We start from the raw sequence: 23,596 nt of genomic DNA, 5'->3' as shown, positions 1-23,596 counted from the left end.
CTAAAGACAGATGGCTCACGCTGTTGCGCGGGCTGCGACTCGTCGGCTTCAAATCCCAGCTGGCGTACTTGCCACTCACGGTTTGTTCGTGGCAAAATACGGTGGGACTGGGATTTGAACCCAGGAATCCGTGAGGATACCTGCTTTCAAGGCAGGCGCAATAGACCGCTCTGCCATCCCACCGCAGTCAAGCATATTCGGTGGGCCTTCTAAGACCTGTCGGTCTCTCTGACCACAGTCGCCGAACCCTCATCGTCAATGACACGTATTCCGAGGTCATCGAGGAACGCTGTCGTCCGTACCGGCACGACCCGACCAGCCCGGTTCCGGGCCCGGAGCAGCGGCACGATGGTTTCGAGATCTGCTCGCGTTTCGAGGACGGCTGACGGCGGGAGAAAGTCCACGTCGAGGCCGGCATCTCCAGCACGTTCGCCGATAGTTTCGACCGTCGGGGTGGCGTAGCTGTCCTCGAAATCTATCGGCTCGCCGAACCCGGCGTAGTAGACGCGGCCGCCCGCGGCGGGGCCAAGAACCACGCCGCTGGACCGGAGTTTCATCGCCGCGCTGTCGATGAGTTGTCGGTTCAACAGTGCCGCTGTCGGTTCGACGGCGGCGACGGTTGCGACGTCTTCCCGGTCAAGGAGGTGCGTCACTGTGTTCCCGACCCGACCAGCGAACGTCGACCCGACTTGGACCTCGAATCGGGCGTTGCCCGGTGATTCAAGCGCCTCTGTCACTGGCTCCCGAACCGCGGTCTCGGGATCGACACCGTCTGGCACCTGTTCCGAAGGTCGATAGTTCACCAACAACTCGGCACCGCTGATCTCCACCGCACGACAGACATCGAGCAACATGGCTTCGTATAGCTCAGCGGCCTCGGCGTCGTCTACGATGCCGCCCGCCAGATCCTGTAACACGAACCCTTCGACTGGCGGGTCAGCCAGCACAGTTACCGTAGTCATACTGTCTTCTCGGCCCGACTGTGATTAGTCGCTTGTGTTCCGGTGTAGCCACGGAACAATTATAAGATGTTAGGAATACTTGATAACTAAGAGAAACTATATGGAGCAATCCCAGACCTACAGATGTGATGGATGTGGGTCGGAGTATCGGGTGCTTGGAGAGCCCCAACCGAAGGTCGTGTGCCGCGACTGCGACCGCGAAGCCACGTTATCCGGGACGGCAGCGGCACAGCGGGCGTACCGTCTCGGCTACACACGGTACCGTGAGGCGCGCCGCCAGCTATCGGATGCGCTGGCGACCGTCGAAGACGGGGAGCTGGCGCTCGCTCGCGGTGGGTTCGACAGTGCCGCGTCGGATTTCGAGGACAGTGTCGAGGAGTTCACGACGGCTGTTCGCGAAGCGAACGACGACGTGCTGACCGAGTGGTCGGAACGAGCACGCAAGAAAGCGACCTGCCTCTGGCAAGCCGCCGAATGGCTCAGCGGCATGACCTACGCCAGCGAACAGGGTGAGTCGACACAGGCGAGCCAGTACCGCCACGACGCCGAGAACCGTCTACAGGCAGCAACGGAGTACGGGACAGTGTCGAGCCCGAAAGAGTTACTCCAGGCCGCTGCGACCGAAGTCCAGTCTGACACCTGACTACCGGCCGCGTCGGCCCTTCGTCTGCCGGTAGTCCTGTCCAAGCGTCTCGCTGAAGTGTTCCAGAAACGCCGTCCGCTGTTCGTCGGTCTGTTCGCTTGGCGGAATCATTGGGAGGATCTCGAACCCGCGGCCGCGGATCGTCGTCGCGTGGCGGTCCTCAATGTCGAGTTCGTCCTCGCTCATCGTCGTGTACTCGAAGGCCAATTCTTCGAGCGGCCGTTGTCCGACCGGCAGTAGGATCTCGGGGTTGATCATCCGTATCTCGCTGTTGAGATACGGCTCGCAGTTGACGACTTCCTCGTCGGTCGCCTCCCTGTCGGGATGGCGACAACGGGTGACGTACGTCAGGAAGGTGTTCTGTAGCTGCGGCCTGTCGGCGTCCGGGTCCGAACACATATCGACCGCGGCGAGGATGTCGAGCAGTTCGCGCTCGTTCTCGCCGGTAAAGGGGAGACCGGACTCGTCAGCGCCGACTGCGGGCGAATCGCCGAGAACGATGAACTCGGCCCCCACGTCACCGTAGCCGTGGACGACGTTCTCGCGCGTCTCACACAGCGCGGGACAGTTCTGACACTCCTCGTCCATCCCGAACGGGTTCGACTTGGACTCCTGTTGTGCGTCCATGTTAGTCGTCGTCGATAGTTTTTGCGTGGGTGTCCGCGTCCTCTGGGTCGTTCTGCGGGCTGGACGGATGGTAGTCGGTGTCGTACTCGCCTGGCCGACCGTCGAGTCGGTCGGGATTGATGCGGCCGCCGAGGAGCATGAAGTCAAGGACCGTACAGGCGAGCATAGCCTCGACGACCGGGACCGCCCGCGGCGGCAGGACCGGGTCGTGGCGGCCGGTAACGGTAATTTCCTTGCCTTCGCCGGTCTCCCAGTCGACAGTCTCCTGCGTCTTTGGAATCGACACCGGCGCGTGCCATGACACTTCGCCGTAGATGGGCTGGCCGGTCGTGATGCCGCCCTGAATCCCGCCGTGGTCGTTGCCGGCAGGCGTGGGGTGACCGTCTTCGTCGAACTCCCAGTTCTCGGTGTACTCACTGCCCTTGGTCGTCCGGGCCTCGCGGCCGATGCCGTACTCGAAGTCGTTGACCGCCGGAATGGAGTACATCGCCTGGCCGAGCCGGGACGGGAAGCTATCGAACCGGGGTGCGCCGAGGCCGGACGGGACGCCGCGACACTCGAAGTAAATCGCGCCGCCGATGGAGTCGCCCTCCTTCTGGTGCTGGTCGGCCACGTCGCGCATCTCCTCGGCGGCCTCGGGGTCAGCACAGCGAACCTCGTTTTCCTCGCTGTGTTCGAGCATATCCTCGAAGGTGACCGGCCCAGCCTCGACGTCGCCGATCTGGCACACGTGGGCCTTGATCTGGACATCGTAGTCGGACTGTTCGAGGACCTGCTTGGCGACGCCGCCAGCAGCGACCCAGTTGACGGTCTCGCGGGCAGAGGAGCGACCGCCGCCGCCCCAGTTCCGGGTCCCGAACTTCGCGGAGTAGGTGTAGTCACCGTGTGACGGCCGTGGAGCCGTGATGAAGGGCTCGTACTTGCCCGAGCGGGCGTCCTTGTTCTGGATGACCATCCCGATAGGCGTCCCCGTCGTGTAGCCGTCCTGAATCCCGGAGTTGATCGCCACCTTATCGGGTTCGCCCCGGGAGGTGGTGATCATCGACTGGCCGGGCTTGCGCCGGTCGAGGTCTTTCTGTATCTCTTCCTCTGAGAGTTCGACGCCCGCCGGAACGCCGGAGACGGTACAGCCCATCGCCTCCCCGTGAGACTCGCCATAGGTCGTCATGCGGAACAGACGACCGAACTCGTTGCCGTTCATTACAGTGGTGTCGGGGTTGCGGGCATTTGAACCTTGTAGATGCGCCCGTCAGTCGTCGAGCCACCTGACCCGATCGAGAAGCTGCACCGTCTTCGCCCCCTTGACCTGTTTCTCGAAAACCGCATCGAACACCTCATCTGTGTCGTCAGGCCGGGGCTCCCAGGTGTACCGTACCAGCGTTACGTCCGGATACTTCGTGTTGACCGCACGGGCGAAGTTGCCCTCTGACGAGGCAGTGCGCCGGCGTCCGACCACCACGCAGTCGAACTCGCGGTCGGCCAGCACTGTCATCGCCCGGTCGGTGTTTGGTGTCGTTGAGCGTGTCATAGAATCCATCTCATAGCATCTCACAGCCCGGCTCGTTTCCTCGCTCGTAGTTGGTGATTGCAACGACGAGCCGTAGGCAGAGCGCAACGAACACTTCTGTTCGAGCGTGGACGCGGCCTCGGGCGCGGACGTGCCCGAGGCCGCAGTCCTTGACGGCATCGTTAGTTCGTTCGACTCCTATCCGGTGGTTGTACGTCTCGTCCAAGATGGACTGTTTGAGCAGAACTTCCTCACTGTGTTCGGTGATACGATCTTCGACCCTATACTCGATATCGAGCGGATCGTCGGTATTTCGCGGGTTGTACGGGGCAATTGGCACGACCCCTGCGGCCAGCAGGTGGTCGTGCCAATCGAGGATATCGTATGCGCTGTCTCCAAGCATCCAGATGGGTGTATCGACGGCGAGCGCGTCACACGTGACGCGCATCGCCGTCTCTTGATCCGCTTGTTTGCTCTGTGTGAACTCCGCTGCTATCGGAATCTTTGGACCGGTCGAGACGATCGTACAGCCGAAGCCGTAGTAGTGTTCCTCAGCTGTTGGGTCGTAGTTCCACGAGGCGGCGTCGTTGTACTGGACCGCTTCGATGTGGGTTGAGTCGATGGAGTACGTCGAGTCGAGCAGGCCCCGGCAGGCGGCCTGCTCGACGAGTCTCTTGAAGACATCATCGATGACGTGTTCGAGATCGGTAAGAAACCGGTCAACTGTGTCTCTGGATGGTGGTTTGTCGAGTCCGCAGTAGTACCAGACGAGGCTGTGCTGGAGTTCTCGTGTGACTGGACGTGTGCCGTATACATCCTTGTAGTAGCAGTGTAGAAAGCCGCGAAAGAGGTCTGGTGGCTCATGGACTCGTGTTCGCCCCCGCCCCGAGGGGGCGAACACGTCGTACTCCAGCAGAAACTCGAACTCAAGATGCTCGAACAGCGGTACTGTCTCGGTAGCCGCCGCATTCAAGAAGTCGTTAACCGAACCTACGTCCTGCAGGGTCGCGGTTGTGTTGGACACACTTTCCGCACCCTGCTGCTTTGCATGTGGCGCTTTCTATGACACGCTCGTCGTTACTAGTTCGACTGCCTCGCGCTCGTCGGCAATATCGGCCTGCAAATCAAGCAACAACTGGTCGTCATCGACGTAGAGGACTGTCGTAGGGTCCGCAGTAGACTGTTCGGAAGCGCTCGTTTGATTCACAACGTGTGTTGTAAATGTTCTTCAGCGCGTAAAAGCGCACTTATCTATCAGATACGTAATACTCTTTTATTGCAAAAACCGACCTGCTGGTGATCCGATACCCTATTGCTCGACAGCAGCGCCAAGCGAGTCGAGCACGTCGAAGAAGTCAGGGAAGGACACGTCAACGTGTTCTGCGCCGGTCACCGTCGTTTCGCCGTCGGCGACGAGGCCGGCGACGGCCAGCGACATGATGATGCGGTGGTCCGCACGGCCTTCCACGGTTGTGCCGACGAGGTCGCTGTCAGCGCCGTAAACGAACAGTTCGTCCTGGTGTTCTTCGACCTCCGCGCCCATCTTTGTGAGTTCCTCGGCCATCGCGCTCACGCGGTCAGTCTCCTTGTACCGGACGTGCTCAGCGTCGGTAATCCGGGTGACGCCGTCGGCAGCGGCCCCAAGCGTCGCAATGGTCGGCAGGAGGTCCGGCGTGTCTTCGACGCCGACCTCGATACCAGTCAGTTCGGACTGTGAAACGGTGATTTCGCCGTGTTCCTCGTCCCAGTCGAGGTCGGCCCCCATCCGGTCGAGGATGTCAACGATGGCGGCGTCACCTTGCGCGCTCGGGAACGCCGACGTGACCTGCAGGCCGTCCTCGGCGGCGAGCGCACCGGCCGCGAGCAGGTAGCTCATCGACGAGAAGTCCCCGGGGACGTTGTAGTCGCCGCCGTCGGGGACGTAGGTCTGGCCGCCGTCGACGGTGAAGCCAGCGTCGGTTTTCTCGGCGTCGACGCCGAACGCGTCCAGCACCTCCAGCGTGATGTCGACGTACGGTGACGACTTCAGCTCGGTCGTCAGGTCGATGTCGATGCCGTCCGGTGAGACGGCTCCGGCCATCAACAGCGCAGTGATGTACTGTGAGGACACGTCGCCGGGGATTTCGACTGCACCGCCGTCGATGCCGCCGCCGACGACCAGCGGGGCCTGCCCGTTGCGGCGGGTCGACTCGGCGTCGCCATTCAGCTGTCCGATAGCATCGAGTAGCGGCCCCTGCGGGCGCGACCGGAGGGACTCGTCGCCGGTCAGCACCGCGAGGTCGTCCTGCAGCGCGGCCGTGGCGGTGACCAGTCGCATCGTCGTCCCGCTGTTGGCACAGTCGATCACGTCGTCCGGCGTCTCCGGCCGGCCGTCGAAGCCCGTCACTTCGACCGTCGACTCGTCCTCAGCCAGCGAAACACTGCCGCCGTAGGCTCCGACGGCTCGCATTGTGGCCTTCGTGTCTGCGCTCACGAGCGGGTCGTGGACCACTGCGCCGTCCGCGTAGCCCGCGGCCAGCACCGCCCGGTGGGTGTAACTCTTCGATGGCGGTGCCTGTGCCGTCCCCTCGACCGTCGACTCGGCAATCGTGATGTCCATGCCCGGTCGGTAGCGGGCGTTCGACAAGAGACTACCGCTCCCACCCCACTGCGGTGAGAGCAACGACCTTGTGGCTGGCAGCGGTACCACCGCTATGGTCCCAGCGATGGACAGCGCGACCGCTGTCGTCACGGGTGCGAGTAGAGGTATCGGCGAGCAGATAGCTCACGCGGTAGCGGGTGCAGGCGCACATACGGTCATCTGTGCCCGCGACGCCGAGGCGCTTGAGCGGGTCGAAGCTGATATCCGGGACGCTGGTGGCTCCGTGACCGCGATTCGCACGGACGTACGTGATGAGTACGACGTTGAACGGCTGGTCGAAACTGCCATGCGGGAAGGAGGCGCAATACAGTACGTTGTCGCCAACGCCGGCGTCTACCACGGCACCGCCGGCGAGACGCCGCTCACCGAGGAATCCTACACTGCTTTTGACGACCATATCCGGACGAACGCCCGCGGCGTGTTCTCGACGATCCGGGAAGCCGTTCCGCACCTCGGCCCGGATGCCCGAATCGTCGTCCCGACGGGTGTCGTCGCCCGCGAGGGAATGCCCGGCTACGGCTCCTACGCGGTTTCGAAAGCTGCCGCAGAGGCTATTGCTCGCGGATTCGCGGCCGACCTCGATACGCCGGTCGGCGCAGTCGACCCCGGACAGGTCGCGACGGACCTCTCCGGTGACGGCGGGCGCGACCCAGCGTCAGTCGCCGAAATGGTTCTCTGGGCGCTCCGCGATGCAGACCCGTCAGCGCTGGACGGCGGTGTCCTTGACTGGGGCGACTATCGGTCGGCGACCCGGTAACCGCCATCGATGGGTTTATTACCAACAGGCCGGTGAATGTAGATAATGTCTATTAATTCAAACTCAGTATTTAATAACTCTGGGCGGGTGTCCGCCGCCGGTATCGCAAGTGTCGTCGGTCTGGCGGTCCTGTCAGCCGTCGCCGTCACCGGTGGGGCTATGAAAGTTCTCGTTATCTCCTGGGTCGCGTTCGCAGCAATGGCACTGGGCGCGTGGCTCGGTGCACGGGCCGACGAGACGAACCCCTACCGACTGGTCTGGGGCTACGGCCTCGCGAGCGGCGCGATGGTCACGTCGGCGGCCATGTTCCTCGTCCCGCAGGCGATGGGACTGGGCGGTCAGGCCGGCGCAGCACGAATCGGCGGTGTCGGCATCGCCGCCGGACTGGTCACCGGCTACGGCACCCACACTATCGGTCATCGACTGACCCACATCGAGACGTCCTTCGACATGACCACGATCGCTATCGCCGCCCACGCGCTCTCGGCCGGACTGGTCATCGGCCTGGTCTACGCTTCGATGCCGGACCTGGGTATCCTGCTCGGCCTCGCCATCGTCTCGCACAAAGGGCCGGCCGGCTACGCCGCCGCCCGGCGGCTCGGACGTAGCGACAAGTCCGCCACGGCGCTGTTGCTCCCCGCGGCTGGCGTTGGTCTGACGGCGATCCCATCCGCGCTGCTTCCAGTTCCGGAGTCAGCGTTTCTCAACGCGGTCATCTTCGGGTTCGCCGCTGGCATCTTCCTCCACGTTGCAATGGACTTCCTGCCGAACTGCGAAGCCGGCAGCGAGATCGATGAGGTCTGTGAACTCCACGACCACTCTCACGACCTGCTCGACGAACTCCGGACGCACGCCGTCGGGTCAACAGTAGTCGGCGCGGCCATCATTGTGCTGGCGTGGGTCGCCATCTGAACGCGTGGTTGTCGTCACCGCACGGGCATTGTCACGGCGATACTTGTCCCGTCACCATCGGTTTGAATGTCGATATCGCCACCGACGTAGCTGATAAGCCAGTACGCGAACCACAGCCCTAGCCCGGACCCGTGTTCGAGCGGCTTTTCCTCCGCCGCTTCGATGACCCGGCGCTCCTGGTCCGGAACGCCCGGCCCGTTGTCCGACACCGTCACTGTCGCTGTCGTGTCGTGGCGCTCCGCCCGAATGGTCACTCGCGGTGCCGACGCGTCAGAGTGCTTGATACCGTTCTCGATGAGTTCCTGCAACGCCGGGACAACCTTTGCATCTATCGTCGACGACGTGACGTCGCTTTCGACGACGAACTCGGCGTCGGGATATGCTGCGGCCAGCCCGTCTGTGATATCACTGAGGACGGCTTCGAGTTCGCGCTCGACATCGTCGGTAACTGAGTCCGCGAGCAGTTCCTGCACGTGGTGGGCTTTCTCGCTAATATCGAGCAGGGACTGAACGTTCCCTTTGATCGTCTCAAGATGAGCAAGCGCGTCCTCGTCGTCGACTAGCTCTGAGAGAATATCTGCACGTCCGCTGATCGTCGTTCCGTTGTTCCGGAGATTGTGGCGGAGAATCCGGTGAAACACGGTCAACTGTTGCTCGCGCAGTCGACGCCCGGTGATTTCGTTTTGAATCCCGACGAACCCCTGTATCGTCCCGTCTGCGTCCTGAATCGGGGCGATGGTCTGATTGAGGATGAACCGCTCGCCGGACTTGCGCTCGTTTACAATCTCGCTCGTCCAGACCTCGCCGCGACAGATTGTGTCCCAGAGCCGCTCGTAGAACTGTTCGCCCTGCTCACCGGATTTGAGTATCCGCGGCGTCCGACCGATCGCTTCCTCAGCGCTGAATCCGGTGAGTTCCTCGAACGCCGGGTTAACGTACTCGATGATACCGTTCGTGTTCGTTATCAGAATCGCATGCCCCGCGTGCTCGACAGCGTTTCTGAACCGCCGGAGTTCGTTGTTTTGCTCCCTGAGGTTTTCGGCGAGGTCTTCGGTGTGGCTGCGCCGCGCGAGGAGGTTCGCGATAGTCCGAAAGAGCGCCTGCGTATCCACCGGCGCTGTCACAATATCGTTTACGACGAGTGGCTGTTCCGCAGCGTCGATATCGGGGAGGTCAATCCTGACCGGGGTCTCCTCACGACGGACCAGAATCACGGGGCAAAACACCGGATCTGCCCGGTGTTTGTACTGTTCTATCGCTGCTCTGTATTTCGGAAACGACGACTCGTCGACGATGTGGAGGTCGGCCTCCCGGAACTCGCCGTCCGTGATCGGCGTGTGGTGTTCGGCGACGACGGAGGCGAGCGCGTCCCGGTTGCCATCGCCGGCCAGCAGCAACTGGATGTCAGCCATCGGTGGTTAGTGAGTGGACGACTGATTGTTGCCGTCGCCATGCTGTTCAGGGACGCCCTCAAACACGCCGTGCATTCCTGAGACGGGGTCGCCGACCTGTAGGCCGTCGGCGGTTATCTCGAACCGGCGAGGCACGGTTTCGAACCCGCCGACGCGCTTTTTTAGTGCGCCGACAACACGCTGGAGTTCGCCCGCAACCTCGATGTAGTTCTGGAAGACGATGTTGTCAGCGAGGTAGCTGACGTTCTCGCTCGTCGGCTCGTGCAGCCCGGTCACGTCTCTGCGCTGGTCGATCAGGATTACAGCCGTGTTCCCGCGCGTGAGCTGCTGTGTCAGGGCGTGGAGCCGCCGACGCAGTTCCACGTCGTCTTGGCCGCGCTTGATCGCGTTCTTGTAGCCCGCGATGCCGTCGATAACTACGAGCTCGGCCCCACGCTCCTCGGCCTGGGTCTTGACTCGGTTTGCGAACTCCTCGGGCGACAGCGCCAGCGATTCGACCTCCTCAACGAGAAGTGTTCCCTCGTCACGTAACTCCGAGAGCGGTATCCCGAACGTCTCACAGCGGTGGCTGAACGTGTCGATTGACTCATCGAACAGGTACGCGAGCGCCGGGGACCCGTCTGCCGCCGCGGAAGCCAGAAACTCCGTCGCTGTCGTCGACTTGCCGACACCGGAGGGGCCGCTAAGAATGGTTACTGTTCCGCGTTCGAGTCCGCCATCGAGGAGCGAATCCAGTTCTGGAACCCCGGCGGAAAACTGCGCGGGGTCGAACGACCGCGTCCGCTGTTCCGGTTCGAGCGCCGGATACACTTCGACGCCGGAGTCGCGGATCTCCATCCCATGTGAGCCGTCCTGCTGGCCGATGCCGCGGTGCTTGCGCAGTCGAATCCGCCGACCTGCCTTCTCGTCGCCGTAGCTGAGCGAGATGATGCCGTCGCTGAGCGACCTGAGTTGCGTGTCCATCTGATTGCTCGGTGTCTTGGTCGCCAGCACGGTCGTCTCCCTGTCCTGCAGGAAGCGCGCGAAGGAGATGACGCGCTTGCGAAACTGGTACTCGGTCGGTTCGAGATACTGGAAATGCGTGATGGGGTCGATGAGAACGCGGTCCGGGTCAACCCGCTCGATAGCCTCGCGGATATCCGAAATCAGGTGCCCGTCTTCAACGTCTCGTGGCTTGACCACGTCGTACGACTCAGCCTCCTCGAAGAACTCCGAGTCGGGACCGACATCGAGAAACGTCGCGTTGCTGATATCGATGCCGAGTTCGGCAGTGTTCGCCCGCAGATCGGACGCAGATTCCTCCGCATGAATGAACAGCACGTCGTCGCCGGCTTCAAGTCCTGCTTCGAGAAACTGCGTGCCAAGCAGTGTTTTGCCGGTTCCGGGCGGCCCGATAACGAGATAGAGCCGCCCTTCCACCAGTCCGCCTCTGAGAAGCGAATCAAGGCCGGAAATACCGCTAGAAAGCTGCGTGAACTGCCGCTCGGAAGAGGACATAGAAGGAGTATCGGACGGGGAGTAATAAGCATCTCGTGAGAAACCAACGTGTGATAACGACGGAGCCAGCGAGTTGTCGGCTGATTTGCCTCCGCGGTATCGATTACTGATATCTATTTGCCGTCGAGCAACTGCCCGGCAAGAATCGGCACGAACGTCCGCAATCCACTTTTTTAGCTCGGGTGTACCTCCTGTGGTCGCGCACCACTCCGAAAAAACGTGGGCGAAAAAGTCGACCACTCACTCCGCTCGTGGTCGTACTAGTCCTATTCGAGCAACTGTTCGGCCAGAATCGGGACAAACGTCCGCAATCCACCTTTTTTACCCTCGGGTGTGCTCCCAGTGGTCGCACACCGCTCGGTAAAAACGTGGGCGAAAAGCGACCACTCGCGTCGCTCGTGGTCGTCCTATTCTTCACTAAGCAACTGTTCCGCCAGAATCGGAACAAAGGTGCCGATATCGGTGACCATCCCGACTGCCTGTGCAGAGCCGCGGTCGAGGAGTTGCGTCACCGTCGCGGGGTTGATATCGACGCAGACGACCCGCGTTGTCGAGGGGAGACAGTTCCCGACGGCGACCGAGTGTAGCAACGTCGAGAGCATCAGTACCATGTCGGCTTCGTGGGCCTGCTCTCGGATTGCGTTCTGGGCCTCGACGGCGTCGGTGATCGTGTCCGGCAGCGGGCCGTCGTCGCGGATAGAGCCCGCAAGCACGAACGGTCGGTCGTTGTCGATACACTCGTACATGACGCCAGACTCGATGGTTCCGGACTCGACGGCCTCCTCGATGCCGCCCTCGCGGATGACCTCGCTGATAGTGTAGATGTGGTGTTTGTGGCCGTGGCGGGGGTGGTCAAGGCTCTCGGTGTCCATCCCGAGCGAGGTGCCGTAGATATCTCGCTCGATGTCGTGGACGGCGAAGCCGTTGCCGGCCGAGAGCATATCAACGTAGCCCTCCCGGACGAGGCGAGCGAGGTCTTCCCGCGCGCCGGAGTGGATGAGCGCCGGCCCACAGACCGCCATCACCTTGCCGCCTTCCTTTTTCGTCTCCTCGATTGCGTTTGCGATCTTGCGGATGGTCGACTCAGAGGGTCGCTCCGATGAGACGCCGCCCTGCATGAAGCCGAACGCGCCGCCGGAGTCACGGGGCCGCTCCGGCGGCTGGACCTTGATGCCCGTTTCGTCGGTGACGACCATGTCGCCCTCTTCGATGGCGTTGAGAACTTTCGTGTAGGCTCGGGGGCCGTCTCGCGGCGTTTCGTCGCCGCCGCTCGACTGTTCCGAGGCGCGTTGCGCCTCGCTGGCGTCACCGTCCTCGACAACCACGGCGCAATCCATCTCCACGTCCTCGACTTCGATCCACTCGCCGTCGTGACGGATGAACGTCGGGTGGTTCGTCGTCGAATAAAAGCCATGTGGGACGACCTGGTCGTCGGGCGCGGGGACGAGCGTGGCGTCTTTCGGGTCGGACGGATTGACACCGTGCTGATGGAGTTCGTGGACAATCGACTGTAGCTGGGCCTCGTCGTCGGCCTCGACGAGCATTCGGGCGTAGGACTCCTCGTCTTTGTGGCGGCCGATATCGAACTTCTGGACGGAAAAGGAGCCGCCCAGGTCCATGATGATGCCGAAACAGGACTGCATCATCCCGGAGTCGATGATGTGGCCTTCTAGCTCGACTTCGCGAGAGACGGTCATGGCCAAGACATGGAGGCAGGTGTGTAAGACGGTTTTGGGTCTGCGCGACCCCGGTGGCCCGGCTACTGCCCGTCGACGTGTCGTTGCACAGCCCACGACCCCCCTTCACCAGTCTCACACAGGCGCTCAAAGAACCGCTGTAGTCCGTCGGACTCTGTGGTCGGCAGGACGTGCAATCGCACCGTTCCGTCGCGGACCGCGACGCGGAACACGTCGGTTGTTTCCTCGTCGCGGACCAGCCACAGCGGCATCGGCAGGTCGTGGAAATCACCGTAGCGATACGGCCCAGCCGCAAGAATGTCGACGACTGTCTCGGCGAGGTCCGGCGTCGTCTGCTCCTGTTCCGGGATGAGTCGGAACTCCGTCCCGCCCTCGTATTCGACCCCGCTCCCGTGGGGAAAGCGCCGCTGTGGGTGGGCTGGGATGCTGAACGAGGGGTCCGTGGTCATCTGTCACGTAGTTGGGCGCTTTCGGATTTAAATTCGCGGGCCGTGCAGGGCTCGGTAGTATATTCTCCCCTGCGACTGTGGCGACCCGACGCGGTCTGGGGTCTAGCATGGCCGGCGGCGAACTAAAGTCATGAGAGTGAATTGTCTTACGAGTGAGGAATCAGTATGCGCGTTAGTCTGGCGGTGGTAGACCGTCTCGTCGCGAACGGCATCGATACCGTCTTCGGAATCCCGGGGAAGCAATCCCTCCCGCTGAACGAGGCCATCGGCAACCGGGACGACATCCGCTTTGTCGTGGCACGACACGAAACGGCGGTCTCACATCAGGCCTGGGGCTATGCAGAAACGAGCGGGGAGATAGCGAGCACTGTTGTCGTCCCCGGCCCGGGCGATATGAACGCGATGAACGGCCTGAAAAACGCGCTGAACGACTGCACGCCGCTGGTGCATTTCGCCATTGAAACCGAGCCTGCGCTCCGGGGCGGTGATGCGATCCACGAAACCCCACCGGACACCTACGACAACGTCGTCAAAGAGAACATATTACTGAAAAACCCCGAAACGACAGCGGCGACAATCGACCGGGCAGTACAGATCGCGCAAACACCCCCGAAAGGGCCGGTTAGAGTCGGGCTCCCCAAGAATTACTTGCAGATGGATGTCCCGCTCGCCGGTGCAAGCACACCGTCGGCTCCGATTTCAAATACTGTCCCGGAACAAGAAGTTTCGACAGCCGCCGAGCATCTGCTTGCGGCCGAGCGGCCCCTTATTCTGGCCGGCGGTGGTGTGCGAGCGTCGGGTGGGACGGCGGCGCTTCGAAGCCTCGCCGAGCGACTCGATGCGCCTGTCGTAACGACGTACAAGGGCAAGGGCGTGTTCCCCGAGGATCACGACCTCAGTGCCGGCGTGTTGGCCGGCAGCGCGAGCCCAGAGCTACTGGACTGTCTCGCCGATTCCGACGCTGTGCTGGCCGTCGGCTCTGACCTCGACGCACACGGGACACGCGGGTGGTCGGTCGAACTGCCTGAGACACTCATTCAGGTCACCATTGACGCTGACGACCTCGGCACGGGCTATGACCCGACTGTCGGCATCCTCGCAGATGCCGCGGACGCGATGACGGCGATTGAGAACAGAATCGCGGCGGCTGACACCGCTCCCGCCTCGAAGACGGACGGGGCCGAACGCGCACAGGCTGTCCGTGACGCCACAGCGCGTCGAATCGAACCGCTCGTGGATTCGGAACCGCCGCTGACCTCCGTCCATGTGCTGCAAGTCCTTCGAGACGCACTCCCTTCGGATGCCATCACCGCTGTCGACGCCGGGGGGTTCCGCGTCTGGGCGCTGAACACGTTTGCGGCGTACGGCCCACGCAGCTACGTCAACCCCGGGTCGTGGGCGACGATGGGCACCGGACTACCGTCTGCGATTGGGGCACAGCTAGCGAATCCGGACACGCCGGTCGTTGCACTGACCGGTGATGGTGGCCTCATGATGTGCGTCCACGAGCTTCATACTGCGGTCGCTGAGAATCTCCCAATTACCGTCGTCGTCCTCAACAACGATGATTACGCGATTATCAGCGAGGAGGCGGGGCGCAGCTACGACCTCGATCATCAGGCGTACGGATGGGACAGGACGCCGATCGATTTCGGGACTGTCGCTGCCGGGATGGGGATGGAAGCCACGCAGGCCGACACGCCGTCCGAAATCCGCACGGCGGTTCACGAAGCAGTCCAGACTGACGCGCCGACACTCGTCGAGGTCAGGACCGACCCGGCGGAGCCACAGGCAAGCGAGTGGATGCGCGAGTAGTGGATTTATCCAGCGGGAACGCCAACCACAGGTTATGTGTGGCCGCTACAGTTTGTTCTCCCCTCGCGAGGAAATTGAGACGCGGTTCGACGCCGAGTTTTCCTTCGACTACGAGTCCCGATACAACGCCGCTCCAAGTCAGGACCTGCCGGTCATCACCGACGAGTCACCGGGCACAATCCAGCGAATGGAGTGGGGCCTGATTCCGACCTGGGCCGACAGCCGAACGGACCACGGGCATATCAACGCCCGCGCTGAGACCTTGGCCGAGAAACGGTCGTTCGCCGAGGCGTACGAGTCTCGACGCTGTCTGGTCCCTGCTGATGGGTTCTACGAATGGGTTGAAACGAGCGGCGGCAAGCAACCGTACCGCGTGGCGCTGCCGGACGACGACCTGTTCGCGATGGCGGGACTATACGAGCGGTGGAAGCCGCCACAGCGACAGACTGGGCTGGGAGAGTTCGGTGCAAGCGGCGGTGATTCGGGCGGAGAAGACGATATCGTCGAGTCATTCACGATTGTGACGACCGAACCGAACGAGGCCGTTGCCGACCTCCATCACCGGATGGCCGTCATTCTGGACCCCTCAGAGGAGTCAACGTGGCTTCGCGGCAGCGCCGACGACGTGGCCACACTACTTGACCCGTACGACGGGTCTATGCAGACCTATCCAGTTTCGTCAGCGGTCAACAGCCCTGCCAACGACTCGCCAGAACTTATCGAACCGGTGGGATAGCAACGGCGTTACTCGCTCGGCGTGTTCTGGCGCTTGAACTGGTGCAGCATCTTCCAGAGCGTGTCTTCGTCGACCTGATCTTCGGCGGCGGATAGCTGACGGTACAGGCCCTCAGAGACGGTAATCTCAGGCATTACTGAAATGATTGGCTGGAGACAACATAAGCTTCCGGAGACTCGGAATCGAGTGAATGTATTCGACCCACAGTATTCTGGGTGCTCTGTTACGGGGGCCAATCGTCTTCTCCCGGTGTATGCAGTCGTACGCACAGCGAGACGACGACGGCACTGTCCCAGCCAGCGTGACCGACCTCATCGGCGACACGCCGCTGGTCTGTCTCGACAGCTTCGCAGGCAATCTGCTCGGGAAGGTCGAAGCGGCCAACCCCTACTCGGTGAAGGACCGCATCGCGCTGTACATGGTCGAGGCGGCCGCCGAGTCCGGGGATCTCACCGACGACGGGACGGTCGTCGAAGCGACCAGCGGCAACACCGGTATCGGGCTGGCCGCTGTCTGCGCTGCACGGGGCTACGACTGCGTGCTGACGATGCCTGAATCGATGAGCGAGGAGCGCCGGCAGTTGCTCTCGGGGCTTGGCGCGGACCTCGAACTCACACCGGCCGACGGCGGGATGAGCGGCGCAATCGAGCGCGCGAACGAACTGGCTGACGCGCCGGGCACCGTCCGCGCTCGACAGTTCGAGAACGAGGCGAACCCGCGCGCCCACCGTGAGACGACCGGTCCAGAGATCTGGGCCGATACCGACGGCGACGTGGACGCGGTCGTCGCCGGTGTCGGGACCGGCGGCACGATCACCGGCATCTCGGAGTACATCAAGGAAAGGGTCGGCGCGGACCTCACTTCAGTCGCTGTTGAGCCTGAACAGTCCAAACTGCTCTCGGCGGCTGACCCGGACAGCCACGACATTCAGGGCATCGGGCCCGGGTTCGTGCCGGACATTCTCCGGCGTGACCTCATCGACGAAGTGCGGACCGCGAGTAAGGCTGAATCCGTGGCAGCGTCCCAGCGCCTTGCCAGCCAGGCAGGGATTATGGTCGGCATCTCATCGGGAGCGGCGCTGCACGCGGCCGCGGAGTACGCCACCGAACACCCCGAGGAAACGGTGGTCGTCGTCCTGCCAGACACCGGCGAACGATATCTCTCGACGGACCTCTGGGAATAAGGAAGAAACGTAGCCGCGCCGCGGAAAACAGGCTTCAGGCGACTCGACCGAACGCCAGCGTGCCGCTGATGCTCTCGATGTAGGCTTCGACGACCTGGCCTTCGCGCGCTCCGGAAACGAAGATGGTGTACTTCCCTTTCTCGGCGACGCCGTCGCCCTCGCGGCCAGTGCCGGTAATCTTGACCTCGTAGGTCTCGCCCTCTTCGAGCGTGGGTCGGTCCTGCTGCGTGTTCGAACTCGCACCCTTGGCGACCGGGCGGAACGCACCACAGGCCTGACAGCGCAGCATGTCGACGCCGTCCTCGTTTTTGAGGACGGTGTCGGGCAGGCCACACTCGGAACAGGTGACGTACTCGGCGATGTACGCGTCAATAGCGGCCTCGAAATCGCTGGTGTCGAACGAGCCGTTGTAGCGGGCTTCGCCGCCGTCGAACTGACCGTTGGTCCCGAACTCGCGCTGGATGGCCCGGTGGAGGTGCTGTGCGTCCCGTGAGACGGCGTCAGCGATTGCCTCTAAGTTTGTCAGGCGTGTGAACGCCCCGTCTGTCTGGCCTTCCGGGTCCGGAATCGAGAGCCGTTCACCGGCCTCCCGGGGCTGGTCTGGTAGCACGTCGTACGCACGCTGTAGAGCGGACTCGTAGTTCATACATTTTAGACGGTGCTGGCACGTAAATGGATTCCGTCACATCTGTGACTAACTACTGGCCAATGATATTAATACTGGGAGTGGATAATTGGTTGACATGGACCAGCACGAGCAGCCTGCAGAGACATCGGGATTACCGTCCGAGCGACTTGATACGCTGCTACGGGCGCTGGCAGCCGAGCCTCGGCGGATGATATACATATACCTCGCCGAACACGATTCGGCCACAGTCACGGAACTCACGGACGTGGTCGTGGGCTGGGTCAAAGCACGTGGACGGGACGCCGACGCCTGCAACTGGGACGATACCCGCACTGCGCTCCACCACCGCCATCTTCCCGTTCTCGATGACGCTGGCATCGTTACCTACGATGCTGACCAGCAGACCGCAACGCTGGCATCGCTGCCGCCGTCGACGACCGAGATTCTTGCGACAATAACCGATCTGGACGGCGCTGAGGCAGACCACGAACACTAACGATGGGCCGATGACAGTCAGCACGCTCCTCCGACGGTTTGAGGGTTCGGACGTAGCGATGACTGTGTACGGCCCGCCCGCAGCCACGGCTGTGGTCGAGCGTCTGGCAAGCCAGGGAATCGACGCCATCTGGCGGAAACTCCCGACCGGCCATCAGGATGCGTTCGTCGTCATCCGTCGGGACGGCGCGTTCGCAGAGACAGTCCCGCTCACCGCGCTGCAGGCGTTCCTGTGTACGCCGGCGATCGGTTCCGACGACAGCGGACCGCCTGACAGTGACCCGGGTCGACAGCTGCTCTACTCGGCGCTCGCGAACACGCTCCTCTCGTCGCTCACGCCGGCACAGTTGCTTGAAACGTCTCGCGAGTTCGAGGACAGGGCCTACCGCGTCGGGAACGGAACCCTTCGAGTGAGCTTCCAGTCGCTGTCGATTTTCCGCTCTCAGCGCGCCCGATACGAGACGCTTGCCAGCGACACGGCCCTCGACATCCACGTGTACGGACAGGCGGACTGGGAGCCGCCGACGATTCCCGGAATCACGTTCCACCCACTCACAGACACCGCCCTCGAACAGGTGTGGTTGCTGGCGTTCGACGCCGCCGGTGACGACCAGAACAAGTGTGCACTCGTTGCTGAGGAAACTGCTGACGGGCCGTTCCGGGGCCTCTGGACGTACAGCCCGCGACTGGTCGACGAAATTATGGCAGCGGTTGTGGCTGTCGAGGAGTAGCCGGCGAAGTCGCGTCGATTTGAAAGACAACACAGCGGATGCTATCCCGGACACAACAGCGGAGCCAAAACCACGAGCCCATCAACGTTTGAGTAGTGCCCCGACAGGCCGAGAGCGTTCCCGAAGCGTCCCCTACTCGAGGTGGTGGTAGTCAAGCTCGTAGCCGACATCAACCGCCTCGCTGACTGCGTCGCTCGGTTCTGCGACACCACGGGTCGTCAGTTCGAGTCCTGTGTCACCCTGGTCCACGAGGATGTTCCGCCGCCAGTCGGGGTCTACGTCGGGCGCATCGGTGCGGTAGTGTGCGCCGCGGGACTCATCGCGCTTGCGCGCACCCAGTAGCAGCGCTTCGGCCACCGTGAGGCTGAACGAGAGGTCGACAGCGAGTTCGAACGACAGGCTGGTTCGGTCGCCGTCAACATGCATGTTCCCCGTCCGCTCGCGGAGGTTTCGGAGCTTCTCCAGCCCTGCCGACACCGACTCGTCAGTGCGGAGGATGCCAGCATGCTCCCACAGCAGGTCGCCGAGGTCCGCGAGGAGCTGTTCGGGCGTCTCGTCGCCGTCCGATGCCTCTAGTTCCCGCAGCGACTGGAACTCACGCTCAGCGATAGCACGCTGCCCGTCCGGCAGGGCCCCGTTGCGGTCGTCGCCTGTCACCTGCGTTGCGACGTGGTCGCCGACGAGCGCGCCGATGGCGACCGTCTCCGCGAGCGAGTTCCCGCCGAGTCGGTTCGCACCGTGCACGCCTGCGACCGTCTCGCCGACGGCATAGAGCCCACCGACGCCGGTTTCGCCGCTCTCGAAATCGATGTCGACGCCGCCCATCGAGTAGTGGGCAGTCGGTGCGACTTCCATCGGCTTCTCGGTGATGTCGACGCCGAGATCCATGAACCGCTCGTACATCCGCGGGAGCCGCGATTTGATGTACTCGTCTTCGCGGTGGGAGATATCCAGATAGACGCCGCCGTTCTCCGTTCCGCGGCCTTCGCGGAGCTCCTGCGCGATGGCGCGGGCCACCACGTCCCGCGCGTCGAGTTCCATCTGGTCCGGCGAGTACTCCTCCATGAACCGCTCGCCATCAGCGTTGAGTAGTCGACCCCCCTCGCCGCGGACCGCCTCGGTGACGAGTCGGCCGTCCCAGTCCTCGCCGTAGCGGTCGCCGACCATCCCCGTCGGGTGGAACTGAACGAACTCCATGTCCATCAGCGACGCGCCGGCTTCGAGCGCCAGCGCCGGGCCGTCGCCGTTGTTCTCCTCATCACGCGAGGAATGGCGGTTGTACAGGGCAGAGGAGCCACCCGCTGCCAGAACGATGTGGTCCGACTCGAAGAGGATGAACTCGCCGCTCTCCATGTCGTAGCCGGCCGCGCCGTAGACCTGATCGCCGTCCGAGAGCAGGCGGGTAATCATCACGTTGTCGCGGTAGGGAATCCCGAGACTCTGTGCCTTGTCGACGAGCGTATCCAGCATCGCCTCGCCTGTCCGGTCGCCGACGAAGCAGGTCCGACGGAACGACTGCGCGCCGAAGTACCGTTGATTGATTTTCCCGTCTTCGGTACGGTCAAACGGCATCCCCCAGTCGTCAAGCTCCCGGATTCGGTCGGGCATATGCTTGGCCGTCAGTTCGACCGCTTTTGCGTCGTTGATGAAATGCCCCTCGTCCAGCGTGTCTGCCGCGTGGATGGTCCAGTCGTCCTCGGGATCGAGCGACCCCAGCGAGGCGTTAATGCCGCCGGCTGCCCACGTCGTGTGCGCGTCGCCGTGGTCCCGTTTACCGATGACCAGCGGCTCGACACCGTTCTCGGCAAGTCCAATTGCGACCCGCGCCCCGGCAGCGCCAGCGCCGACGACCAGCACTGGGACCGACACCGTCTCGTAGTCGACTGCCGGACCCGCGTCGCTCGCCCGACCGTCGGCAGCCTGCTCGCCGTCAGCGGATGGCTTCTGTGGTGTCATCAACTAAAGTAGGGGCTGTGGACTTATGAGGGCTTCGCGCGCACACGCACACGCACACGCGCGCCTCGAAGGCCAGAAGACGACTTCCAGATGTGGTCACCGATTCGCTACCGCAGGCGGTTCGGGGCCGATCAGTCTTCGCCCGCTGTCACCGATCCGGCACCACCGGGCCCCGTGGCCGGCTCTTCGCTGTCGGCTCGGTCCGCATAGACGATCTGCCAGCCGGTCACCCCCATGAACAGGAGCACGAGCGGCGAGAGGAAGCCGAAGAAGTAGTACGGCGCGTATTCCAGCGTCGGGACGCCGAGCGTCCCGGCCATGAACAGTCCGCCGCTGCTCCACGGAATAAGCGCACTCGTCGTCGTTCCCGACGCTTCGATGGCTCGGGAGAGGTTCTGACTCTTGAGCCCCTGTTCGTTGTACAGATTACCGAGCGTCATCCCCGGCACCACGATGCTCACGTACTGCTCCGCCGCGAGAATGTTCATCGAGACGGCGGACACAGCGGTGACGCCCGTGAGGCTCGCAACGCTGTGGCAGAGTCGCCCGAGATGGTGGGAGAGCACCGCGAGCACGCCGGCCCGTTCAAGCAGGCCGCCCAGTGCGAGCGCGGCAATCGCAATCGTCACAATCCACGCGCCGCCGGTCAGGCCGCCGCTCTCTAAGAGTCCGTTTACGAGTTCCATGCCCGTCTCTGGGGCTGTCCCGGACTGTGCCGCCGACCACGCAGCGCCGAATCCGGTTCCCTGCACGAGCATTGCGGTCCCAACGCCCGCGAAGACACCTGTCCCGAGCGTCGGCAGGGCGGGGATGCCACGCAGTGCAAGCCCAAAGGTCACGATGACCGGCAAAAACACGAGCGGCGAGACGACGTACGTGCTCTCTATCGCCGCCTGGATTGACGCAACGCGGTTGGCGGGGATAGCCCCAGCCGCTCGCAGCCCGAGGCCGGCGTACAGGACGACGGCAATCGTGAACGCGGCGAGCGTGCCGGCCCGCATCGCGTTGATGTGCTCATACAGGTCCGTGTCTGTCACTGCTGCGGCCAGATTCGTCGTATCCGAGAGCGGGGACTGCTTGTCCCCCGTGTAGGCCCCGCTGAGAATCGCGCCGGCGGTCATCGGCTCTGAAATACCCAGTCCCGAACCGATCCCGATGAGCGCGACCCCGAGCGTCCCGGCCGTCGTCCACGAGGAACCAACGGCGAAGGAGATTATTGCGGAGAGGATAGCTGCTACCGGGAGAAACACCATTGGCGTGAACAGTTCCAGCCCGAAGTACATCAGGCTTGGAATCGTGCCCGCCTGAATCCACGACGCGATGAGCGCATAGACGGTGAACATGATGAGAATCACCCGCATTCCCATGAGCAGGCTACTGGCAATACCGTCGTACAGTTCCGACCACGAGAGCCCGAGGTGGTACCGTGCGAATAGGCCGGTGAAGGCAATTCCCCAGAACAGCGGGAACTGTGGGTCCAGATCGAAGGCAATGAGGCCCACGCTGAGGAACACGATCATCCCCGCGATCGGCACGAGTGCAGCCCCCAATGATGGCCGTTCAGACGGGTCGATATCGTCGAACAGTCGGGGTTCGAACTCGACCATCACTGACCCCCGTCGCGCCTATTTGACTGGACTCCGGCATGACTCCAGCCTATGGGTGGTGATTTCCGCCAGCCCTGTCGACACGCTCCGATACGCCTCTTCCGACCACTTGCGACGGCACCGCGTGTCATATTGATATCGGCGATAACCACAGGTGGGTTAAAACAGACACCATTCCGGTGTCGGCGTGGGGATTGATAGCTTACGGCTGTCTGTCGACAATGTGTGCGTCCGCCGGGGCAAAGCCGACTGTCACGGTCCCGGTCGGCGGGTCTTCGACTCGCAACAGGAGTTCGCGGCCCTCCCAGTCGAGATGAACGCGCGTGGTTTCGCCGAGAAACTCCGCACTCGTGACCGTCGCTGTCACCGCATTTCGGCCGGCGTCGACAGCAAGCCGTTCCGGTCGCACACAGAATGTGAGCCGGTCTCCGGACGAGACAGCCGCGGTCGGGTCACTGTCACCATTCAGGGCCACTGAGAGCGTGGTATCGTCGACTGTCACGTCTGCGATGGAATATCCACTCTCATCGCCAGAGTTGTCGGCGTCCTCGGCGCGGACGGTCGACTGTACCGCCGTCACCGTACCGCTGAGGACGTTGTTGTCGCCGACGAAGGTGGCGACAAACTCCGTCGCCGGCTCCCGGTAGATGGTCCGCGGCGGCGCGACTTGCTCTGGCGTCCCGTCGCGCATGACCGCCACGCGGTCGGACACGGCCAGGGCCTCTTCCTGGTCGTGGGTGACGTAAATCGTCGTAATTCCCAGTTCCTGCTGAATCTCGCGGACCTGCACGCGGAGGCGCTCCCGGAGTTTCGCGTCAAGCGCGCTCATCGGCTCGTCGAGCAAGAGTACGTCGGGGCCGGGGGCCAGTGCGCGGGCCATCGCCACCCGCTGCTGCTGGCCGCCCGAGAGCGTGTCGGGGTCCCGGTCCGCCATGCCGCCGAGGTCCACCAGCTCAAGCAGTTCGCGCACCCGGGCCTCGTCACTGCCGCCGCCTGGCGGGTCGGTGAACGAGAGCCCGTAGGCGACGTTCTCCCCGACGGTCATGTGCGGGAACAGCGCGTAGTTCTGGAAGACAACGCCTACGTCGCGGTCCTCTGGGGGGACGCCGGTGACGGACTCGCCGCCGAACCGGACTTCGCCCCGCGTGGGGTCCTCGAAGCCGGCGATGAGCCGGAGCGTCGTCGTCTTCCCGCAGCCGGAGGGTCCGACCAGCGTGAAGAACTCGCCGTCCTGAACGGAAAGCGACAGGTCCTCGACGGCGGTCGTCTCGCCGTAGCGTCTGGTGACGCCGTCGAGTTCGACGGCCGGCGGGGCGGTCCGATTCACGGCAGCATCGTCTG

24 protein-coding genes and 1 tRNA gene are annotated in these 23,596 nt (G+C 63.0%); 8 read left to right on the top strand and 17 right to left on the bottom strand.

Annotation, left to right across the window (positions count from 1 at the left end; translation table 11 throughout):
* Nucleotides 1–99: 99 nt before the first annotated feature.
* Together BDK61_RS14625 and BDK61_RS14620 are read right to left on the bottom strand one after the other, a co-directional pair.
* Nucleotides 100–183, bottom strand: a tRNA-Ser gene (locus BDK61_RS14625).
* 26 nt (nt 184–209) lie between these two features.
* Entirely contained in the window at nt 210–962 is a 753-nt protein-coding gene (locus BDK61_RS14620) for a hypothetical protein (protein ID WP_121303600.1), read from the bottom strand.
* 100 nt (nt 963–1,062) lie between these two features.
* Between BDK61_RS14620 and BDK61_RS14615 the strand changes: the two genes are divergently transcribed.
* Nucleotides 1,063–1,605, top strand: a complete 543-nt coding sequence (locus tag BDK61_RS14615; RefSeq protein WP_049944569.1) for a hypothetical protein — start codon at nt 1,063–1,065, stop codon at nt 1,603–1,605.
* On the opposite strand, the gene BDK61_RS14610 is transcribed toward BDK61_RS14615, so the two are convergent.
* From BDK61_RS14610 to aroA, 6 genes are all read right to left on the bottom strand, one after another.
* A complete protein-coding gene (locus BDK61_RS14610) occupies nt 1,606–2,232 on the bottom strand; it encodes a uracil-DNA glycosylase (protein WP_004963190.1) in 627 nt (208 codons plus the stop codon). It abuts the gene before it with no gap.
* A 1-nt stretch (nt 2,233) separates the two neighbouring features.
* Entirely contained in the window at nt 2,234–3,433 is a 1,200-nt protein-coding gene (gene aroC / locus BDK61_RS14605; RefSeq protein WP_121303599.1) for a chorismate synthase, read from the bottom strand.
* 48 nt (nt 3,434–3,481) lie between these two features.
* A complete protein-coding gene (locus BDK61_RS14600) occupies nt 3,482–3,760 on the bottom strand; it encodes a hypothetical protein (protein ID WP_244209800.1) in 279 nt (92 codons plus the stop codon).
* 10 nt (nt 3,761–3,770) lie between these two features.
* Nucleotides 3,771–4,763: a transposase gene (locus BDK61_RS14595; RefSeq protein WP_121302489.1), complete on the bottom strand. Its 993-nt coding sequence runs from the start codon at nt 4,761–4,763 to the stop codon at nt 3,771–3,773.
* A gap of 36 nt (nt 4,764–4,799) precedes the next feature.
* Nucleotides 4,800–4,946, bottom strand: a complete 147-nt coding sequence (locus BDK61_RS23495; protein WP_167467346.1) for a hypothetical protein — start codon at nt 4,944–4,946, stop codon at nt 4,800–4,802.
* Nucleotides 4,947–5,048: 102 nt separating this feature from the next.
* Nucleotides 5,049–6,338: a 3-phosphoshikimate 1-carboxyvinyltransferase gene (aroA, locus tag BDK61_RS14590; protein WP_121303597.1), complete on the bottom strand. Its 1,290-nt coding sequence runs from the start codon at nt 6,336–6,338 to the stop codon at nt 5,049–5,051.
* 94 nt (nt 6,339–6,432) lie between these two features.
* Between aroA and BDK61_RS14585 the strand changes: the two genes are divergently transcribed.
* On the top strand, nt 6,433–7,137 hold the full coding sequence (locus BDK61_RS14585) for an SDR family NAD(P)-dependent oxidoreductase (RefSeq protein WP_208644672.1): 705 nt from the start codon (nt 6,433–6,435) through the stop codon (nt 7,135–7,137).
* A 45-nt stretch (nt 7,138–7,182) separates the two neighbouring features.
* A complete protein-coding gene (locus BDK61_RS14580) occupies nt 7,183–8,049 on the top strand; it encodes a ZIP family metal transporter (RefSeq protein ID WP_121303595.1) in 867 nt (288 codons plus the stop codon).
* A gap of 14 nt (nt 8,050–8,063) precedes the next feature.
* On the opposite strand, the gene BDK61_RS14575 is transcribed toward BDK61_RS14580, so the two are convergent.
* From BDK61_RS14575 to BDK61_RS14560, 4 genes are all read right to left on the bottom strand, one after another.
* Nucleotides 8,064–9,461 (bottom strand): PAS domain S-box protein, encoded by a 1,398-nt coding sequence (locus tag BDK61_RS14575; RefSeq protein ID WP_011222837.1) that lies wholly within the window; start codon nt 9,459–9,461, stop codon nt 8,064–8,066.
* 6 nt (nt 9,462–9,467) lie between these two features.
* Nucleotides 9,468–10,958 (bottom strand): ATPase domain-containing protein, encoded by a 1,491-nt coding sequence (locus BDK61_RS14570; RefSeq protein WP_121303594.1) that lies wholly within the window; start codon nt 10,956–10,958, stop codon nt 9,468–9,470.
* A 407-nt stretch (nt 10,959–11,365) separates the two neighbouring features.
* Nucleotides 11,366–12,655, bottom strand: a complete 1,290-nt coding sequence (locus tag BDK61_RS14565) for an ornithine cyclodeaminase family domain (RefSeq protein ID WP_004963165.1) — start codon at nt 12,653–12,655, stop codon at nt 11,366–11,368.
* Between the two features lie 62 nt (nt 12,656–12,717).
* On the bottom strand, nt 12,718–13,104 hold the full coding sequence (locus tag BDK61_RS14560; protein ID WP_121303593.1) for a hypothetical protein: 387 nt from the start codon (nt 13,102–13,104) through the stop codon (nt 12,718–12,720).
* A 165-nt stretch (nt 13,105–13,269) separates the two neighbouring features.
* Here BDK61_RS14560 and BDK61_RS14555 point away from each other — a divergent pair, with 165 nt between their 5' ends.
* Complete coding sequence (locus BDK61_RS14555) at nt 13,270–14,919, top strand: thiamine pyrophosphate-binding protein (protein ID WP_121303592.1); 1,650 nt, start codon at nt 13,270–13,272, stop codon at nt 14,917–14,919.
* A 34-nt stretch (nt 14,920–14,953) separates the two neighbouring features.
* Nucleotides 14,954–15,655, top strand: a complete 702-nt coding sequence (locus tag BDK61_RS14550; protein ID WP_007188280.1) for an SOS response-associated peptidase — start codon at nt 14,954–14,956, stop codon at nt 15,653–15,655.
* A gap of 8 nt (nt 15,656–15,663) precedes the next feature.
* Here the strand turns inward: BDK61_RS14550 and BDK61_RS24230 are convergent, their stop codons facing one another.
* The gene (locus BDK61_RS24230) at nt 15,664–15,789 is read right to left on the bottom strand and encodes a hypothetical protein (RefSeq protein WP_004963153.1); all 126 of its coding nucleotides are present in this window, start codon (nt 15,787–15,789) and stop codon (nt 15,664–15,666) included.
* Nucleotides 15,790–15,908: 119 nt separating this feature from the next.
* On the opposite strand from BDK61_RS24230, the gene cysK reads away from it, so the two are divergent.
* Nucleotides 15,909–16,838 carry a cysteine synthase A gene (cysK, locus tag BDK61_RS14545; protein WP_121303591.1) on the top strand — a complete coding sequence of 310 codons (930 nt, stop codon included), beginning with the start codon at nt 15,909–15,911 and terminating at the stop codon, nt 16,836–16,838.
* A gap of 34 nt (nt 16,839–16,872) precedes the next feature.
* Here cysK and BDK61_RS14540 read toward each other — a convergent pair whose 3' ends face one another.
* Nucleotides 16,873–17,484, bottom strand: a complete 612-nt coding sequence (locus BDK61_RS14540) for a translation initiation factor IF-2 subunit beta (protein ID WP_004963147.1) — start codon at nt 17,482–17,484, stop codon at nt 16,873–16,875.
* 97 nt (nt 17,485–17,581) lie between these two features.
* Here BDK61_RS14540 and BDK61_RS14535 point away from each other — a divergent pair, with 97 nt between their 5' ends.
* Both BDK61_RS14535 and BDK61_RS14530 read left to right on the top strand, forming a co-directional pair.
* A complete protein-coding gene (locus tag BDK61_RS14535; protein WP_011222842.1) occupies nt 17,582–17,962 on the top strand; it encodes an ArsR/SmtB family transcription factor in 381 nt (126 codons plus the stop codon).
* A gap of 10 nt (nt 17,963–17,972) precedes the next feature.
* Entirely contained in the window at nt 17,973–18,692 is a 720-nt protein-coding gene (locus BDK61_RS14530) for a DICT sensory domain-containing protein (protein ID WP_011222843.1), read from the top strand.
* Nucleotides 18,693–18,824: 132 nt separating this feature from the next.
* Here the strand turns inward: BDK61_RS14530 and BDK61_RS14525 are convergent, their stop codons facing one another.
* The 3 genes from BDK61_RS14525 to BDK61_RS14515 form a co-directional block, all read right to left on the bottom strand.
* Nucleotides 18,825–20,648 (bottom strand): L-aspartate oxidase, encoded by a 1,824-nt coding sequence (locus tag BDK61_RS14525; RefSeq protein ID WP_121303590.1) that lies wholly within the window; start codon nt 20,646–20,648, stop codon nt 18,825–18,827.
* A gap of 131 nt (nt 20,649–20,779) precedes the next feature.
* Complete coding sequence (gene arcD / locus BDK61_RS14520; protein ID WP_004963135.1) at nt 20,780–22,255, bottom strand: arginine/ornithine antiporter ArcD; 1,476 nt, start codon at nt 22,253–22,255, stop codon at nt 20,780–20,782.
* A 202-nt stretch (nt 22,256–22,457) separates the two neighbouring features.
* Nucleotides 22,458–23,582 (bottom strand): ABC transporter ATP-binding protein, encoded by a 1,125-nt coding sequence (locus BDK61_RS14515; RefSeq protein WP_121303589.1) that lies wholly within the window; start codon nt 23,580–23,582, stop codon nt 22,458–22,460.
* Between the last annotated feature and the right edge of the window lie 14 nt (nt 23,583–23,596).

The organism is Haloarcula quadrata (assembly GCF_003634715.1).
Classification (GTDB): Archaea; Halobacteriota; Halobacteria; order Halobacteriales; family Haloarculaceae; genus Haloarcula; species Haloarcula marismortui.
The sequence above is the reverse complement of the archived record's forward strand: the minus strand, read 5'-3'. Positions and strand labels throughout refer to the sequence as shown.

Excerpts from the sequence above, each read along its gene's own strand:
- BDK61_RS14620 (WP_121303600.1), bottom strand. The coding sequence starts at position 962 with ATGACTACGGTAACTGTGCTGGCTGACCCGCCAGTCGAAGGGTTCGTG.
- BDK61_RS14615 (WP_049944569.1), top strand. The coding sequence starts at position 1,063 with ATGGAGCAATCCCAGACCTACAGATGTGATGGATGTGGGTCGGAGTAT.
- BDK61_RS14610 (WP_004963190.1), bottom strand. The coding sequence starts at position 2,232 with ATGGACGCACAACAGGAGTCCAAGTCGAACCCGTTCGGGATGGACGAG.
- aroC (WP_121303599.1), bottom strand. The coding sequence starts at position 3,433 with ATGAACGGCAACGAGTTCGGTCGTCTGTTCCGCATGACGACCTATGGC.
- BDK61_RS14600 (WP_244209800.1), bottom strand. The coding sequence starts at position 3,760 with ATGACACGCTCAACGACACCAAACACCGACCGGGCGATGACAGTGCTG.
- aroA (WP_121303597.1), bottom strand. The coding sequence starts at position 6,338 with ATGGACATCACGATTGCCGAGTCGACGGTCGAGGGGACGGCACAGGCA.
- BDK61_RS14585 (WP_208644672.1), top strand. The coding sequence starts at position 6,433 with ATGGTCCCAGCGATGGACAGCGCGACCGCTGTCGTCACGGGTGCGAGT.
- BDK61_RS14580 (WP_121303595.1), top strand. The coding sequence starts at position 7,183 with ATGTCTATTAATTCAAACTCAGTATTTAATAACTCTGGGCGGGTGTCC.
- BDK61_RS14575 (WP_011222837.1), bottom strand. The coding sequence starts at position 9,461 with ATGGCTGACATCCAGTTGCTGCTGGCCGGCGATGGCAACCGGGACGCG.
- BDK61_RS14570 (WP_121303594.1), bottom strand. The coding sequence starts at position 10,958 with ATGTCCTCTTCCGAGCGGCAGTTCACGCAGCTTTCTAGCGGTATTTCC.
- BDK61_RS14565 (WP_004963165.1), bottom strand. The coding sequence starts at position 12,655 with ATGACCGTCTCTCGCGAAGTCGAGCTAGAAGGCCACATCATCGACTCC.
- BDK61_RS14560 (WP_121303593.1), bottom strand. The coding sequence starts at position 13,104 with ATGACCACGGACCCCTCGTTCAGCATCCCAGCCCACCCACAGCGGCGC.
- BDK61_RS14555 (WP_121303592.1), top strand. The coding sequence starts at position 13,270 with ATGCGCGTTAGTCTGGCGGTGGTAGACCGTCTCGTCGCGAACGGCATC.
- BDK61_RS14550 (WP_007188280.1), top strand. The coding sequence starts at position 14,954 with ATGTGTGGCCGCTACAGTTTGTTCTCCCCTCGCGAGGAAATTGAGACG.
- BDK61_RS24230 (WP_004963153.1), bottom strand. The coding sequence starts at position 15,789 with ATGCCTGAGATTACCGTCTCTGAGGGCCTGTACCGTCAGCTATCCGCC.
- cysK (WP_121303591.1), top strand. The coding sequence starts at position 15,909 with ATGCAGTCGTACGCACAGCGAGACGACGACGGCACTGTCCCAGCCAGC.
- BDK61_RS14540 (WP_004963147.1), bottom strand. The coding sequence starts at position 17,484 with ATGAACTACGAGTCCGCTCTACAGCGTGCGTACGACGTGCTACCAGAC.
- BDK61_RS14535 (WP_011222842.1), top strand. The coding sequence starts at position 17,582 with ATGGACCAGCACGAGCAGCCTGCAGAGACATCGGGATTACCGTCCGAG.
- BDK61_RS14530 (WP_011222843.1), top strand. The coding sequence starts at position 17,973 with ATGACAGTCAGCACGCTCCTCCGACGGTTTGAGGGTTCGGACGTAGCG.
- BDK61_RS14525 (WP_121303590.1), bottom strand. The coding sequence starts at position 20,648 with ATGACACCACAGAAGCCATCCGCTGACGGCGAGCAGGCTGCCGACGGT.
- arcD (WP_004963135.1), bottom strand. The coding sequence starts at position 22,255 with ATGGTCGAGTTCGAACCCCGACTGTTCGACGATATCGACCCGTCTGAA.